This window comes from Brachybacterium saurashtrense (assembly GCF_003355475.1).
GTDB lineage: Bacteria > Actinomycetota > Actinomycetes > Actinomycetales > Dermabacteraceae > Brachybacterium > Brachybacterium saurashtrense.
Genome location: NZ_CP031356.1, coordinates 238,780 through 253,959 on the forward strand (window position 1 = coordinate 238,780; position 15,180 = coordinate 253,959).

General features: G+C 73.9%; 15 protein-coding genes and 1 tRNA gene. 11 read left to right on the forward strand and 5 right to left on the reverse strand.

Annotated features, from left to right (window positions below; genetic code table 11):
* Window positions 1–14 precede the first annotated feature (14 nt).
* On the reverse strand, window positions 15–692 hold the full coding sequence (locus DWV08_RS01090) for an AIM24 family protein (RefSeq protein ID WP_115412105.1): 678 nt from the start codon (window positions 690–692) through the stop codon (window positions 15–17).
* A 177-nt stretch (window positions 693–869) separates the two neighbouring features.
* Between DWV08_RS01090 and DWV08_RS01095 the strand changes: the two genes are divergently transcribed.
* The 3 genes from DWV08_RS01095 to DWV08_RS01105 all read left to right on the forward strand — a co-directional run bounded on the left by DWV08_RS01095 (window position 870) and on the right by DWV08_RS01105 (window position 4,045).
* Window positions 870–2,987 carry a serine/threonine-protein kinase gene (locus DWV08_RS01095; protein WP_115412106.1) on the forward strand — a complete coding sequence of 706 codons (2,118 nt, stop codon included), beginning with the start codon at window positions 870–872 and terminating at the stop codon, window positions 2,985–2,987.
* 115 nt (window positions 2,988–3,102) lie between these two features.
* A complete protein-coding gene (locus DWV08_RS01100; protein ID WP_115412107.1) occupies window positions 3,103–3,906 on the forward strand; it encodes a DsbA family protein in 804 nt (267 codons plus the stop codon).
* A gap of 67 nt (window positions 3,907–3,973) precedes the next feature.
* Window positions 3,974–4,045, forward strand: a tRNA-Thr gene (locus tag DWV08_RS01105).
* Between the two features lie 114 nt (window positions 4,046–4,159).
* On the opposite strand, the gene DWV08_RS01110 is transcribed toward DWV08_RS01105, so the two are convergent.
* Entirely contained in the window at window positions 4,160–5,476 is a 1,317-nt protein-coding gene (locus tag DWV08_RS01110; protein ID WP_115412108.1) for a variant leucine-rich repeat-containing protein, read from the reverse strand.
* 281 nt (window positions 5,477–5,757) lie between these two features.
* Here DWV08_RS01110 and DWV08_RS01115 point away from each other — a divergent pair, with 281 nt between their 5' ends.
* Window positions 5,758–6,414, forward strand: coding sequence for a hypothetical protein (locus DWV08_RS01115; RefSeq protein ID WP_115412109.1), 657 nt, complete (start codon window positions 5,758–5,760; stop codon window positions 6,412–6,414).
* Between the two features lie 18 nt (window positions 6,415–6,432).
* Here DWV08_RS01115 and DWV08_RS01120 read toward each other — a convergent pair whose 3' ends face one another.
* Window positions 6,433–7,116: a uracil-DNA glycosylase gene (locus tag DWV08_RS01120; protein ID WP_115412110.1), complete on the reverse strand. Its 684-nt coding sequence runs from the start codon at window positions 7,114–7,116 to the stop codon at window positions 6,433–6,435.
* A 112-nt stretch (window positions 7,117–7,228) separates the two neighbouring features.
* Here DWV08_RS01120 and DWV08_RS01125 point away from each other — a divergent pair, with 112 nt between their 5' ends.
* The 5 genes from DWV08_RS01125 to DWV08_RS01145 all read left to right on the forward strand — a co-directional run bounded on the left by DWV08_RS01125 (window position 7,229) and on the right by DWV08_RS01145 (window position 11,210).
* Window positions 7,229–7,579: a DUF3263 domain-containing protein gene (locus DWV08_RS01125; protein ID WP_162801466.1), complete on the forward strand. Its 351-nt coding sequence runs from the start codon at window positions 7,229–7,231 to the stop codon at window positions 7,577–7,579.
* 61 nt (window positions 7,580–7,640) lie between these two features.
* Complete coding sequence (locus tag DWV08_RS01130; protein ID WP_115412111.1) at window positions 7,641–8,231, forward strand: LytR C-terminal domain-containing protein; 591 nt, start codon at window positions 7,641–7,643, stop codon at window positions 8,229–8,231.
* Window positions 8,232–8,597: 366 nt separating this feature from the next.
* Window positions 8,598–10,241 carry a chaperonin GroEL gene (gene groL / locus DWV08_RS01135; protein ID WP_115412112.1) on the forward strand — a complete coding sequence of 548 codons (1,644 nt, stop codon included), beginning with the start codon at window positions 8,598–8,600 and terminating at the stop codon, window positions 10,239–10,241.
* Window positions 10,242–10,391: 150 nt separating this feature from the next.
* Window positions 10,392–10,685: a hypothetical protein gene (locus DWV08_RS01140; protein ID WP_127097488.1), complete on the forward strand. Its 294-nt coding sequence runs from the start codon at window positions 10,392–10,394 to the stop codon at window positions 10,683–10,685.
* A gap of 66 nt (window positions 10,686–10,751) precedes the next feature.
* A complete protein-coding gene (locus DWV08_RS01145) occupies window positions 10,752–11,210 on the forward strand; it encodes an SRPBCC family protein (protein ID WP_115412114.1) in 459 nt (152 codons plus the stop codon).
* Here the strand turns inward: DWV08_RS01145 and DWV08_RS01150 are convergent, their stop codons facing one another.
* Entirely contained in the window at window positions 11,211–12,062 is an 852-nt protein-coding gene (locus DWV08_RS01150; protein ID WP_115412115.1) for a CPBP family intramembrane glutamic endopeptidase, read from the reverse strand.
* 97 nt (window positions 12,063–12,159) lie between these two features.
* On the opposite strand from DWV08_RS01150, the gene DWV08_RS01155 reads away from it, so the two are divergent.
* Window positions 12,160–13,008, forward strand: coding sequence for an endonuclease/exonuclease/phosphatase family protein (locus DWV08_RS01155; protein ID WP_115412116.1), 849 nt, complete (start codon window positions 12,160–12,162; stop codon window positions 13,006–13,008).
* A gap of 28 nt (window positions 13,009–13,036) precedes the next feature.
* Here DWV08_RS01155 and DWV08_RS01160 read toward each other — a convergent pair whose 3' ends face one another.
* On the reverse strand, window positions 13,037–14,044 hold the full coding sequence (locus DWV08_RS01160) for an LLM class flavin-dependent oxidoreductase (protein WP_115412117.1): 1,008 nt from the start codon (window positions 14,042–14,044) through the stop codon (window positions 13,037–13,039).
* 107 nt (window positions 14,045–14,151) lie between these two features.
* Between DWV08_RS01160 and DWV08_RS01165 the strand changes: the two genes are divergently transcribed.
* Entirely contained in the window at window positions 14,152–15,120 is a 969-nt protein-coding gene (locus DWV08_RS01165; protein ID WP_115412118.1) for an MsnO8 family LLM class oxidoreductase, read from the forward strand.
* Window positions 15,121–15,180 lie beyond the last annotated feature (60 nt).

Sequence of the window (15,180 nt, forward strand, 5' to 3'; positions counted from 1 at the left end):
CCGCGCACGGGGGCTCAGGAGGTGCTGACCACCGGCGTCCCCTCGGAGGGCTGGACCACCACGAAGCCCGGGCCGTGGAAGCCCAGCTGGAAAGACTCCCCGGAGCCGCGCCCGATCAGCGAGCCCATCTTGAAGTCGTTCTTGATCTGCGGCTGCAGGTTCGCGGACCAGCACACCGCCGCCTGCGGGTCCACGAAGGTGGGCTGCTGGGAGCAGTCCAGCAGCATCGGCGGGCCGTCCGAGGTGAGGGCCACCATGCCCTGTCCCTGCAGGACCAGGTTGAACAGGCCGCCGGCCATGAAGCCCGCCCCGCCCAGGGAACGGATGTCCCACTGGATCGAGCTGTCGAAGGCGAGCATGTTGCGGGTGTTGAGGGTGAGCGCCTCGCCCTCGAGCTGGATCAGGAAGATCTCGTTGTTCTGCCGGGCGTAGAAGACCTCGCCCTGCCCGCGGGTGCGCATCAGGCTCGCGCCCTCGCCGGTGGCCATCTTCTTCAGCAGCTTCATCCCACCGCCGGACCCCTGGTACGAGAAGTCCATCTGCCCCTGGTAGGCGACCATCGCGCCGGCGGAGGAGATGATCTCCGGCGCCTGCGGCGTGAGGGCGCAGCGCAGCATCTTCTGCGACTGCAGGGTCCACCGGTCGGTGGTCTGCCGCTCGTGGTGGGAGGCGTCGAAGAGAGGAGATCGCATGAGGAGAGGTGCCTTCCGGTGCGCGAGGGGCCGGGCTGCTCGCGGCCCCGACCCCGCGGCGCCCGCCGCGCCGCAGGGCGATCGTCTCACGGCCGCGCTGCGGCGGGGAGGGGCGGGGTCCGTGAGGGTGCGGTGAAGCGGGCGCCGCTCACGGCGGCGCCTCGTAGCATGTCGGGCATGGCCACCCCCCGCACGCCCCGCCGCGCCGCACAGGATCCGCTGCTGCGCGATCCTCGGCTGCGCGCGCTCGCCGAGGACTCCGGCTACGAGGTGCTGGGCCGGATCGGGGCCGGGGGCATGGGGATCGTGTACCGCGCCCGGGACGCGGACGGCAACGACGTGGCGATCAAGCTGCTGCGCCACGAGATCGCCGACGACGCCCGCGCCCGCGAGCGCCTGGCCCGCGAGGTCGCGGCACAGAAGCTGGTGCGCAACGACAGCATCGTGCGGATCCTCGACGCCGAGCTGGACTCCGCCGACGCCTTCGTGGTGACCGAGTTCGTGCCCGGGCCCACGCTCGAGGACGCCGTGCGTGCCCACGACGGCCTGCACCCCGAGGCTGTGCGCGAGATCGGCCTGGCGCTGGGGGAGACCCTGCGGCAGATCCACGCCGCCGGGGTGATCCACCGCGACCTCAAGCCCAGCAACGTGCTGCTGCGCGGCGCGAGCGAGGGCGATCTGATCGGCTTCGACCCCGACGGCGACCGCCTGGACCCGGTGATCATCGACTTCGGCATCGCGATCGCCGCCGAGGAGTCCCGCCTGACCTCGACCGGGCTGGTGATGGGCACCGCCGCGTACCTCGACCCGGCGGTGATCCGCACCGACCGCGCCGGGGAGGCGGGGGACTGGTGGGCCTGGGCGGCGCTGCTCGCCTTCGCCGCGACCGGCCGCGAGCCCTACGGGACGGGCCGTGCGGACCTGGTGTTCCTGCGCGCCGAGCGCGGGGAGATCGACGTCGAGGGCGTGCCGACGGAGCTGGATGCGTGGCTGCGGGCCGCGCTGACCGCGGAGCCCGCGCAGCGTCCCGCGCCGGAGGTGCTGCTGGAGCGGCTCGCGGCGCTGGATCTGGACGGCTACGACGACCCCGGGGCCACCGAGCTGCTGGACGCCGCGGGCCGCACCGCCGTGCTGCCGCTGGCCGGCGCCGCCGCGGCGGAGCCCGAGCAGGGCGCGAGTGCGGACGAGCCCGCGCCGGGCGGGGACGCGCGCCGCGCCGAGGAGCATCCCACCCGGGCGCTGCCGGTGGTGACCTCCCCGGCGCAGGCTCCCGACGCCGACGCGCAGCGCACCGAGGCGCTGCCCGCGATGAACACCCCCTCCGAGCCGCCCACCGAGGCCCTGCCCCGGCACACCGAGCGACCGGAACCGGCGACGGAGGCGCTGCCGGTGACGGGCCCGCCCACCCGGGCGCTGCCCGTCGTGCCCCCGCAGGCCGGGCCCGCCGGGACCGCGCCGGTGCCCGGACAGCCTGCGTACGGCCAGCCCCCGTACGCGCCCGGGCGGTCCGCGCCGCAGCCGGTCGCCGCCCCGGCGCCGTACGGGCGGCCCCACCCTGCGCCGCAGACCATGCCTCAGCAGGCCCTGCCGCCGCAGACCATGCCTCAGCAGGCCGGGACGCCGCCGTTCGCCCCGCCGCAGTTCGCCCCGCAGCACCCGTCGGCGCTGCCCCCGGGCGCACCGGGTGCCTGGCCGGTCCCGCCGCCGCGGCGTCCGCTGCTGGTGTGGATGGGGCACCTGCTGCTGGTGGCCCTCGCCGGCGTCGCCCCGTACGTCTCCCTCGCCCTGCTGCTGGTGCTGGGCGCGATGGCCCGCACCTGGGAGCGCTCGCACCGCACGCTCAGCACGCAGCGGATGCGCGGCGCCCACGGCGCCGGCCCGGCCTGGCGGGCGGGGCTCGCCGCCCCGTTCCGCGGCGTGCTGGGCCTGCTCGAGATCGCGCTGCAGGCGCTGCTCCCGCTGATCCTGGGCCTGCTGGTGGGCATCGCGGTGGACGCCGCCTGGACCCTGCTGCAGGGAAACCCCCCGCCCGACGGGCTCGCCTTCGTGCTCGCGATGTCGATCACGGTGCTGCTCACCTGGGTGGGTCTGGGCAGCGCGACCACCCGAAACGGTGCGCACCGGATGCTGGACGCCGCCGCCCCGGACCGCCTCTGGGGCGCGGTGATGCTGGTGCTGCTGCTGATCCTGCTGGGCGCCGTGGTGGTCACGCTGCTGGCCCGGGAGGGGATGGTGGACTACTTCCCCTTCCCGGACGGGCCGCGGCTGGACCAGATCGCCCTCTGGCGGCTCTGACACCCGCCGGCGGGCCCGGACGAAGACCCCACAGTCCCGCGGGCGTCCAGGGACGGACGGTTAAACTCTGCACGATCCATCATCCACTGCACCCCTTCGGGGGCGAGGAGAGTCCATGGCCGCGTCCGGTCGTCCCTCACAGTCCGCCCAGGAGCGCCGCGAGTCCCAGCGCGAGGCGCTGCGCCGACAGCGCCAGGCAGAGCTCTCGCGCCAGCGCACCGTGCGCACCGTCGTGATCGCCGCCATCACGGTGGTGGCCCTGGTGATCGCCGCCGGGCTGGGCGTGCTCATCTACCGCGCGATGCAACCCGCCGGCCCGGTCGCCGTGCCGGAGGGCATGAGCGAGGACCAGCCCTACCTGGCGCTCGGCGCCCCCGAGGACTCCGGCGCGCCCGTGCTCGAGCTGCACCTGGACTTCATGTGCCCCTTCTGCGGCCAGTTCGAGGAGATCAACGGCGAGGACGTCACCGCGATGGTCGAGAACGAGGAGGTGACGCTGCACCTGGTGCCGCGCCGCTTCCTCGACACCGCCTCCACCACCGGCGACTACTCCTCCCGCGCCGCGAACGCCCTGGTGTGCGTGTACGAGGAAGATCCGGCCAACGCCATGGCCTTCCAGCAGCTGATGTTCGCCAACCAGCCCGCCGAGGGCAGCGCGGGTCTCACCGACGAGGAGATCTGGGGCTACGCCCAGGAGGCCGGCGCCTCCGATGCCGTCCAGGAGTGCATGAGCGCGGGCACCTACGAGCCGTGGGTCAAGCAGGTCGCGGATCCGTACGGCGAGGAGAACGGCGGCGGCACCCCGTACGTCGAGGTCGACGGCACCGTCTTCGAGGGCTGGAACGAGCCGGGCGCCCTGCGCGAGACCGTGCTCGCGGCCGGCGGCGAGTCAGCCGCCTCCGACGGCGGCGAGGGCTGAGCGCGCCGGGGACCCTGCCCCGGCCCCTACACTGAGGTGCCGGTCGATCCGTCGGCCGGCACCGCCCGCTGGAGTGGCGCAACGGTAGCGCACCTGTCTTGTAAACAGGTGGTTGCGGGTTCGATTCCCGTCTCCAGCTCTCGACCGACGGCGCAGCCCCTCACCGGGGAGCACTCCTGAGGGAGGCTCACGGGTGAGGGGCTGCGCTGGTCCCGGGGCCGGCGGCCGGCCCTCGGTGCGGACCGGCCGGGGCTCAGAACGTCTCGTACGTGGCCCGGTTGACCATGAACCCCTTGCCGGTGAGGGTGTTCCAGCAGGTCATGCCGTCGAAACGGCTGGTGCAGGCCATGTTGCCGTAGGTGGCGGAGTCGTCGTACTCGAGCGTGGGCCCGGAGTCGGTGAGGAACGAGCTGCCGCAGGCGCGCTCGGCCTCGCCGTCGGCCACCTGGATCGAGAACGGGCCGTCGGAGCAGTCCTCGAGCCCGGCCTCGCTGAAGTCGCGGTCCACCAGGGAGCAGGCCACCGAGTCCTCCTCCAGCAGGCAGGAGATGTTGCCGGTGGGGGAGCGCAGCGAGGTCATCTCGCGCGCGCCCTCGGGAGCGGGCGAGACCGGGTCGGGGCTCGGTGTCTCCTCCTCGCTCGGCTCCTCGGAGGGCTCCTCGGACGGGGACTCCTCCGCGGCGGTGGTGGAGCTGTCGCGCTGGTACTCCTCGTCGTCGCCGCCCCACCAGGCACGGCCCGCCAGCGCGAGCACGACCACCAGCAGCAGCGCCAGCAGCAGGCAGCCGCCGCAGGCGAACCAGGTGCGACGCCGGGAGCCGGAGTCGCCCTCGTCCTCGGATCCGGGCGCGGCGGCCCCGGCAGGCGCGGCCGGGAACACGGCGGTGGGCGTGGGCGTCGCGCTGGCCCCGGCGGCGTCGGTCCCTGCGGCGCCCAGCGGCACCACGGGCGCGTTCTGCGCGATCCGCACCGAGGAGGAGCTCTCCGCCGCGTCGTCGCGGGCGAGGTCGCCCCACACGGAGACCGCGGCGTCGTCCTCGTGGCCGCCGTCCTCGCCCGTGGGGGCCGGGGCATGCCCGGCCCCGGCGATCGTGGCCTGCTGCGCGGGGCGGGCAGGCGGCGCCTGCGCGGCGTCGGCCGCGGCGGAGCCGTCGGCCTCGCCCTCCTGCGCGACGGGCGTGTGCGGCGCCGTGTCCTCGAGCTCCACCGGTGCGTGGGGAGCGGTCTTGTCAAGCTCCACCGGCGCGTGCGGCGCGGTCTCCTCGAGCGTCACCGGGCTGTGCGGTGCCGTCTCCTCGAGCGCGGCGTCGCCCTCACCGCCCGGCTCGACGGGCTCGCTCGGCTCGCTCGAGCCGGACGAGTCGCCCGCACCGCCCGCTTCGCTCGCTTCGTAGGCCGCCTTCGCCCAGGGGTCGGTGGCCAGGATCCACTGGCGCGCCACCTCGGGCGTGGACGGGTTGAGCACGATCAGCCGGTGCAGCTGAGGGTGCTTCTCGGTGAGCTCGAGCAGGCGGTCCGCTGAAGTGCTCGGATCGCCGGCCTCCTGCGCCGCTGTGCGGGGCTGCGTCACCGTGATCTCCCTTCGTCACGCGTCGTCGGCCGGCACCGGGGATCGGTGACCGGGCGCCCGTGCGCGGTGCGCGAGCGCCATGCCGACCCCCGAGAATGGCACAGCGGCGTCCGCTCGGGTCCCGGACCGCCCGTCCATCGGACGCAGATCACGCCTCCCGCGCGCCCCGGGGCGGGGGAGTTCTCCCCATGTCGCACGGGCGCGGCGCGCCGTAGCCTCGGAGCGATCAGGGCAGCGATCGCGCCGCCACCAGCACCGGGGCGCGGAGGGAGCGGGGCACGATGGCACAGCCGTACCTCACCGGCGCGCAGCCCGTGCCGCACCGCCCCCGCCGCGGGCTCTGGATCGCGCTGGGCTGCGCCGTGATGCTGGTGGTGCTGCTGTTCCTCGCGGCCACCGGCGGCGTGGTGTACCTGGTGGCGCGCGGCGGCGACTCGCCGGAGCCGCCCCCGACCTCCCCACCCGTGGAGACCGCGGAGTTCTCCCACGACTACTTCCGCTTCACCTACCCGGCCGACTGGTACGACCTCAGCGGCCGTGCCGGACTCTCCGACGCCGGCGGCGTGGTGGAGCTGGCCGACGAGCAGATCGACACCGAGGACTACGACGCCCTCGCGCACGCCGGCATCGTGGTCTACGTCTTCGACTCCGACTACCGCGCCGCCGGGACCTGCCGCACGCAGGCGACCTGGACCGGCTTCGCCTGGGACAGCGCCGAGGAGCCCCAGGAGCTCGACCCGGTGACCATCGGCGGCCGCGAGCTTCCCGCGTACCGCACGCTCGGCAGCCACGGCGGCGAGGACGTCATCGGGGAGATGTACTGCGCGGACGTGGGCGAGAACGTGGTCCAGATCGTGGTGGAGACCCGCGGCGCGACCGCCGTGGACCCGGAGCTGCAGGCGATCCTGGACAGCTGGGAGTGGACGGCCCGCGGCTGAGTCCCGACGGGGCGGGCCTCAGGCCGCCAGCGGCAGGCGCCAGTCGATCGGCGCCGCACCCTGCTGCTCCAGCAGCGCGTTGACGCGGGAGAACGGCCGGGAGCCGAAGAACCCGCGGGAGGCCGACAGCGGGCTGGGGTGCGCGCTGGCGACGTGCGGCACCTCGCCCAGCAACGGGATCAGGGACTGCGCGTCGCGGCCCCACAGGATCGCGACCAGCGGCCCGCCCCGCGCCACCAGCGCCCGCAGGGCGTGCTCGGTGATCTCCTCCCAGCCCCGCCGGCGGTGCGAGGCCGGAGCGCCCGGCTGCACGGTGAGCACCCGGTTCAGCAGCAGCACTCCCTGGTCCTGCCAGGCGCTGAGGTCCCCGTGCGCGGCGCGCGGGATCCCCAGATCGCTCTCCAGCTCGGTGTAGATGTTGCCCAGCGAGCGCGGCAGCGGGCGCACGTCCTGCTCCACCGCGAAGGAGAGTCCGATCGGGTGCCCGGGGGTGGGGTAGGGGTCCTGCCCCACGATCAGCACCCGCACCTCGGACAGCGGCCGGGCGAAGGCGCGCAGCACCCGGTCCCCGGCGGGGAGGTATCCGCGCCCGGCGGCCGTCTCCTCGCGCAGGAACTCGCCGAGCGCCTGCAGGCGGTCCTCGACGGGGCGGAGGGCCTCGGCCCAGTCCGGGGCCACGAGCTCGGGGAGGGGAGTGCGCATGCGGCCAGTCTCCCATCCGCGGCGCCCCCTCCCGCGTGATCCCGCTCGCCCCGCGGCCCCGTCGGCGGCGCGCCGCCCGGGCCGGACGGCCGCACGCTCGTACGCTCGTCGCATGTCCTCCGCCCGCCACGACCGTGCCGCCGACGCCGCGCCCGCCGCGTCGCCCGCGGAGATGTCGCCGTCCTCACAGCCGGTCGAGCCCGCCGCCCCGGGCGGCCTCGGCGAGCGGGATCGGCTGATCCTCGCGCTCGAGGGGCGCACCTTCCGGTACGTGGGTGCCAAGGAGCGGGCGATCCGCGAGGAGATCGGGATCTCCAAGGTGGCCTATTACGTGCGGCTGAACGCCCTGCTCGACGAGCCGGAGGCGCTGCGCGCCGCCCCCGCGGTGGTGCACCGCCTGCGCGCCCGCCGCACCTCCGGCGACGGCCCCGCGGCGGCCGACGGCGGCACCCGCGTGGCCTGAGCGACGCCCCGCAGGGCGTGTGCTCCCCACCCGGATCCGGGGGAGCAGGTTTAATGGGGCCGTGGCTGATTCCCAGTATCCGTACCCCCCGGACCGATTCGACGATGAGGCGGACGCCGTGTCCTTCCACGGCGCCCACCGCGCCGAGCTGCCGTTCTGGCGGGAGAACCTGCTGTACATCATCATCATCGGTGCGGCCGCCGTGCTGCTGGTGGTGCTCCTGTTCTTCATCGGGAGCATGGGGGGCGACGGCGACGAGCGCGCCGAGGACCCGACCACCGCCGCCGAGTCCACGACGGAGGGGGAGACCTCCGCCGAGGAGGAGGGCGAGGCCAGCGAGGAGCCTGCTCCCGAGGCGGACATGTCCACCCCCGTGCTGGTGGTCAACGCCGGCGGCATCAACGGCCTGGCGGGCAGCTGGCGCGACACCCTCGAGGGCGACGGCTGGGAGGACGTGAGCGTCGCCACCGCGGACAGCACCCAGCAGGAGCCGGCGGTGTTCTACCGCGCCGAGGAGGACGCCGAGACCGCGCAGGCGCTCGCCGCGGAGGTCGGCGCCGCCGAGGCGCAGCAGAGCGACGAGTACGACGCCGCGGTCACCTTCGTGGCCGTCACAGAGCCCGGCGCCGGCGGCGAGGACTCCGAGGGCTGAGTCCCCGTCGGCCCGCAGGGGCCGAGCCATCGCCGCGACAGCGACCGGCGGAGGCTCGGCCCCTGCGCCGTTCCCGGCGCCCGGGCCGCGATGTCCGGACGGTTCGCCCGGAGCGCAGAGTTAGCACTCTCCGCCCCGGAGTGCTTATGATGAGCTGGCACTCGCAGAGCGAGAGTGACAGCGCCGACGGCGCCCAGCTCCCGCCCCGCGCACGCTCGATCGGCCGGCGGTCCGCCGCCTGGCCGACCACGAACATTCCGGCCCCGTGAGGGTGCCGTCGCCGTGGGACATGAACACGGCGGCGACGCTCGTCCGTCGCGGGCACTGGGTCGGGTGGACACCACACCACACGGGAGAGATTCCACAATGGCCAAGCTCATCTCTTACGACGAGGAGGCCCGGCGCGGCCTCGAGCGGGGAATGAACCAGCTCGCCGACGCCGTCAAGGTCACCCTCGGCCCCAAGGGCCGCAACGTCGTGCTCGAGAAGTCCTGGGGCGCCCCCACCATCACCAACGACGGCGTGTCGATCGCCAAGGAGATCGAACTCGACGATCCCTACGAGAAGATCGGCGCCGAGCTGGTGAAGGAGGTCGCCAAGAAGACCGACGACATCGCGGGCGACGGCACCACCACCGCCACCGTCCTCGCCCAGGCCCTGGTCAAGGAGGGCCTGCGCAACGTCGCCGCCGGCGCCAACCCGATCGCGCTCAAGCGCGGCATCGACAAGGCCGTGGCCGCGGTCTCCGAGACCCTGCTCGCGCAGGCCAAGGAGATCGAGACCAAGGAGCAGATCGCCTCCACCGCCGCCATCTCCGCGGCCGATCCGGCCATCGGCGAGCTCATCGCCGAGGCCCTCGACAAGGTCGGCAAGGAGGGCGTGATCACGGTCGAGGAGTCCAACACCATGGGCCTCGAGCTGGAGCTCACCGAGGGCATGCGGTTCGACAAGGGCTACATCTCGCCCTACTTCGTCACCGACGCCGACCGCCAGGAGACCGTGCTCGAGGATCCCTACATCCTCCTGCTCTCCTCCAAGGTCTCCTCCGTGAAGGACCTGCTCCCGCTGCTGGAGAAGGTCATCCAGTCCGGCAAGCCGCTGGCGATCATCGCCGAGGACATCGAGGGCGAGGCCCTCGCGGTGCTGGTGGTCAACAAGCTCAAGGGCTCCTTCAAGTCCGTGGCCGTCAAGGCCCCCGGCTTCGGCGACCGCCGCAAGGCGATGCTCGAGGACATGGCCATCCTCACCGGCGGCCAGGTCATCGCCGAGGAGGTGGGCCTCAAGCTCGAGACCACCGGCCTCGAGCAGCTGGGCCAGGCGCGCAAGATCGTGGTCACCAAGGACGAGACCACCATCGTCGAGGGCTCCGGCGACGCCGACCGCATCGCCGGCCGCGTCTCCCAGATCCGCAACGAGATCGAGAACTCGGATTCGGACTACGACCGCGAGAAGCTCCAGGAGCGCCTCGCGAAGCTGGCCGGCGGCGTGGCCGTCATCAAGGCCGGCGCCGCCACCGAGGTGGAGCTCAAGGAGCGCAAGCACCGCATCGAGGATGCCGTGCGCAACGCCAAGGCCGCCGTGGACGAGGGCGTCGTCGCCGGTGGCGGCGTCGCGCTGCTGCAGGCCGGCGCGGACACCTTCGGCTCCCTCGCCCTCGAGGGTGAGGAGTCCACCGGTGGCAACATCGTCAAGGTCGCCGTGGAGGCCCCGCTCAAGCAGATCGCGTTCAACGCCGGTCTCGAGGCGGGCGTCGTGGCGGAGAAGGTCAAGTCGCTGCCCGTCGGTCACGGCCTGAACGCCGCGACCGGTGAGTACGAGGACCTCCTCGCCGCCGGCATCATCGACCCGGTCAAGGTGACCCGCTCCGCGCTGCAGAACGCGGCGTCCATCGCGGGCCTGTTCCTCACCACCGAGGCCGTCGTGGCCGACAAGCCGGAGCCTGCTCCGGCCGGCGGCGGCGACGACATGGGCGGCATGGGCGGCATGGGGGGCATGGGCGGCATGATGTGATCCCGCCGGTCGACGTACCGGCGCGCGCAGCGCGCCGGTAGGAGACCAGCAGATCGCGAGATCGCACGCCGCGCCACCCGCGCGCTCGACGAGCCCCGATCCTCTGCGGAGGGTCGGGGCTCGTCGCGTCCGGGCGGGGCGATCCCCGAGATGACGGAGCCGGCCGCTCCGGAGGGCTATGTGTGGGCGCGAGGGGTGACCTTCTCCGCGCCGACGGACCGGGTGGAGGTCTGGCTCGAGGAGTCCTTCGGCTCCGCGGACGTCGTCCAGAACGTCCACATGCTGACTCCCGCGCTCTCCGAGGCGTTCGACGTGGACGAGGTGCCGGAGACGTGGCGCGCGATGAAGCGCTCGGTCGAGGGCACCTCGAAGGAGCTGATGCTGCTCCTCGACGACGCCGATCCGACCGCCGTCCGGCTGCACCTCCGGCGGCGAGCCGACTGACCGCCTCCGCCGTGGGGAGGACGAGTCCTCGGAGCGGGGTGCCCCGGCGGGTGGCACCATGACGGCATGACCTATGAGCTGCAGGACTCGATCACCGTCCCCGCCACGCCGACGGAGGTGTACGCGCTTCTCAGCGACGTCACCCGCACGGGGGAGTGGAGCGTGCAGTGCCGCCGGTGCGAGTGGGAGGGCCCCGAGCGCGGCGTGGGCGCACGATTCACCGGGTACAACCGCACCGCCGAGCGGGAGTGGGAGACCGTCTCCGAGGTGATCGCGGCCGTGCCCGGGGAGCACTTCGCCTGGTCCGTGGGGCCCGGCCGCGCCGAGTGGGGGTACCGGATGCGGCCGCTCGCTGAGGGCGGCACCGAGCTCACGGAGTACACGCGCACCACCCCGGGGCTCGAGGAGGCGTTCGCGCAGCGCTACGGGGAGCGCGCCGAGGAGGAGATCGCGGTGCGCCAGCAGGCGGCCCGCGTCGGCATCCCCGCCACCCTCGAGGCGATCCGCCGGATGCTCGCCGCCTGATCACACCAGGAAGATCCCGATCACCCCCGGATGGCGGGCGTGCACGATCGCCAGGAACACCACCACGTCGAACAGCAGGTGCACGATCAGCACGTACAGCAGCGACCCGGTGCGGGAGAACAGCCAGCCCTGCAGCAGCGCGAAGGGGGCGGTGAGCAGAGGCCCCCAGGCCTGGTAGCCGAGCTCCCACAGGAACGACACGAAGATCGCCGCCTGCAGCAGGTTCGCCGTCCACACCCCGAAGTGCCGGCGCAGCAGGGCGAAGCAGGTGCAGATGAAGAACAGCTCGTCCCAGGTGCCCACGAAGTTCACCCCGACGAAGAAGCGCGCCACCTCGGCGCCGTCGACGAGAGGCGGCCAGTTGCGGTACACCCCCGAGGTGACGAAGTAGAACGGCAGGATCAGCCAGCCCAGGAATGGCACGGCCAGGATGTAGGCCTTCTCGATCCGGTTCCAGGGGTCACCGGTGCGCAGGGGGAATCGGATCGCACGGCGCCGCAGCAGCAGCCGGTCCACGAGCACGGGCACGGCCACGGCCAGCAGCAGCACCGTGCCGATCGTGAGGAAGCGGTCCCAGTCCACCGAGGCCACCACCGAGGTGGTGGAGACGATCGCGATGCCGATCCCGATCAGGGTGAGATCCTTGGCGAGTTCGCGGGAGACGAGCAGCGCGCCGAGCAGGCTCAGCACCAGCAGTCCGTGCCCCCAGCCGGGCAGCTGCAGCGCGAACAGGCAGAACGCGGAGGCGGAGACCCCGGCGGCCGGCAGCAGGGCGAGTCGCGGTGCGGGGGCGGGAGCGGTCTCCGCGGAATCCGGGGAGCCCGCGGGCACGGCGGCCGACAGTGGCGTCATGGCACCAGCATGGCAGGTGCGGTGCGGTGAGGCCTGCTGCTCCCGCCCCGCCGCCCGTCATCCGACGTCATCGACGCTCCTGCGCGAGGATGGAGCGATGGACTCCACCGCCGCACCGTCTGCCTCCTCAGCACTGCCCGCCCTCACGGACCCGCCCGCCCTCACCGTCCTCACCCAGAACATCCGCTGCGAGGTGCCCGGCACCCGGCCTGGTCAGGCGGATCACTGGCCGGAGCGGGCACCGGTGCTGCGCCGCCTGCTGCGGGCGGCGGAGGCGGACGTGGTGGGCACCCAGGAGGTGCTCCCTGCGCAGCTGCCCGTGCTCGACGAGGCGCTGGGGGCGACCCACCTGCGGCTGGGCACGGGCCGGGAGGAGGGCGGCGGCGGCGAGCACAACCTGCTGTTCCTGCGCCGCGAACGGTTCGAGGTGCTCGCGCAGCAGCAGTTCTGGCTCTCCGAGCGGCCGGAGCGTGCGGGGTCGCTCGGCTGGGACGGGCACTGCCCGCGGATCGCGGTCCTGGCACGGGTGCGGGATCGGGCGAGCGCGCAGGAGATGGTGCTCGCCGTGACCCACCTGGACCACGCGGGGGAGGTGGCGCGCGCACGGGGCGCGGCGCTGCTCGCGGCGCGGCTGACGGACGCGGCGGGGGAGGCGCCCGTGGTGCTGATGGGGGACTTCAACGCCGCCGCCGGCGAGTCCGCGCCGTGGCGCACCCTGCGCGAGGCGGGCTTCGAGGACGCGCACGCCGCCGCCGTGCACCGCGGGGAGGACATCGGCACCTTCCCCGACTACGGGCCGCCGCAGGCGGGCGGGACGCGGATCGACTGGATCCTCACCCGCGGTCTCGCCGTCGAGGAGTACGCCGCGACGGTGCCGCAGCACGGGGGCCGGGCGGCGAGCGACCACGCCACGGTCATGGCCCGGGTGCTGCTGCCGTCCACCTGAGCGACGTCCCGGCAGGGCCGGGGCCGGCTCACAGCCCCCAGGCCTCCGCGAGCAGCTCGATGCCGCGCACCCGGTGCTCGGGGTCGAAGTAGTTGGCGGTGACGATGAGCTCGTCGGCCCCTGTGGCCTCCACGATCTCCTCGAGCTGGGAGACGACGCTCGCGGGGGAGCCGACGGCGCGGATCGAGAGCGTCTGCTCGACCTGCTGCATGAGGTGGTCCGGAGCGAGGCCCTCGAGGTCCCGCGGCGGCTGCGTCTTCGTCCGCTGCCCGGTGATCACGCCGAGGAACTGCTGGATGTTCGTGGTGAACAGGTGCTGGGCCTCCGCGTCGGTGGGCGCGACGACCACGTTCACCCCCACCATCGTGCGGGGCTGCGAGATCTGTGCGGCCGCGCTCTGGGTGGCGCTGAACGAGTCCCGGTACACCTGCAGCGCCTGGAGGTACTGGAACGGCGCGAAGTGGGAGGCGACCGAGAACGGCATCCCCAGCTGGGCGGCGAGGCGTGCCCCGTTGGTGGTCGAGCCCAGGATCCACATCGGCACCTCGGTGCCCTCGGCCACGGCGGCGCGGATGGGCAGCTGACCGCTGGGCACGGCGTGGGACCAGTCCCGCATCTGCTCCACGGCGGCGATGAACGCACCGGGCTCCGCGGAGGTGCGCGCGAGCAGCTGCGCCGTGTACTGGTCGGTGCCGGGGGCGCGGCCCAGGCCCAGGTCGATCCGGTCGCCGTGGAACTGCACCAGGGTGCCGAACTGCTCGATCACCGCCAGCGGGGAGTGGTTCGGCAGCATGATCCCGCCGGAGCCCACGCGGATCCGCTTCGTGAGGGACGCGGCCCGGTCGATCAGCAGGCTGGTCGCGTTCGAGGCGAGGGACTCGGTGTTGTGGTGCTCCGCGTACCAGTAGCGGTGGTAGCCGGCGGCGTCCGCGGCCTGTGCCGCGTGCATCGAGGTCTCGATCCCGTCGCGGGCGTCCTGGCCCTCGCTGAGCGGGACCAGATCGAGGATCGACAGGGGAACGTGGGGAGTGCTCATGGAGCGACCCTAGCCATGTGCGCGGCCGCCCGGTCGGTCCGCGGGGAGGGGGAAGGATCACCCGACGGAGCGGGAAGATCCGGGAGGTCCGCGGCGTTGCGGCAACGATGAGGTTCTCCCTGCTCGACCGCTCCCGCACCCGCGCCGGCCGCCCCGAGCAGCAGGCGCTGCCGGACAGCGTGGAGCGGGCCGTCGCCGCCGAGCGCCTGGGCTATCACCGGTTCTGGGTGGCCGAGCATCACACGGTGCCCGGCATCGCCAGCGGTGCCCCGGCAGTGCTGCTCGCCGCGATCGGCCAGCGCACGGACCGGATCCGGCTCGGCTCCGGCGGGGTGATGCTGCCCAACCACCGTCCCCTCGTCGTCGCCGAGCAGTTCCTGATGCTCGAGGCGCTCACGCCCGGGCGGGTGGACCTCGGGCTCGGCCGCTCGCTCGGCTTCACCGCGCCGGTGCGGGAGGCGCTGGGCCGGGTCGAGGCGAGCACGGAGCAGTTCGCGACGGAGGTGCGGGAGCTGCGGGCCCTCCTCGAGGGCACCGCCCCGCTCACCGCCCGCCCGGTCGCGCCGGAGCCGCCGCCGATGTTCCTGCTCGCCACCGGCGCCGGCCTCGACCTCGCCGCCCGGCTGGGTCTCGGGGTGGTGCTCGGCGGGTCGGTGCTGCATGCGGCCGACGTGGCCGAGCGCGTCGCCGCCTACCGCCGGGCCTTCCGCCCGCACCGCGGCAGCGCACCGCACGTCACGCTCTCGATGGACCTGCTGGTGGCGGACACCGACGCCGAGGCGCGCGAGCTCGCGCTGAGCGAGGTGTGGGCGATGGTCCGCTCCCGCGAGACGGGCGCCTTCCCAGCGCTCGAGGACCCGGCCCGGCTGCGCGAGCGCGACCTCACCGCCCGTGAGCGCGACCGGGTCGAGAAGGGGCTCGCGAGCGCCTGGGCGGGCACCCCGGCGACGCTGCGCCCGCGTGTGGAGCGGGTGCTCGAGGCGACCGGGGCCGACGAGCTCCTCGCCGCGGGCGCGACCTTCGACCGCTCGGCGCTCGCCGACTCCGACGCCCGCGTCATGGAGCTGCTGGGATGAGCGCGGCGTTTCCGCGACGTGCGCTCACCCGATGGCGAACCCGCCGCTGAGGGCGATGGT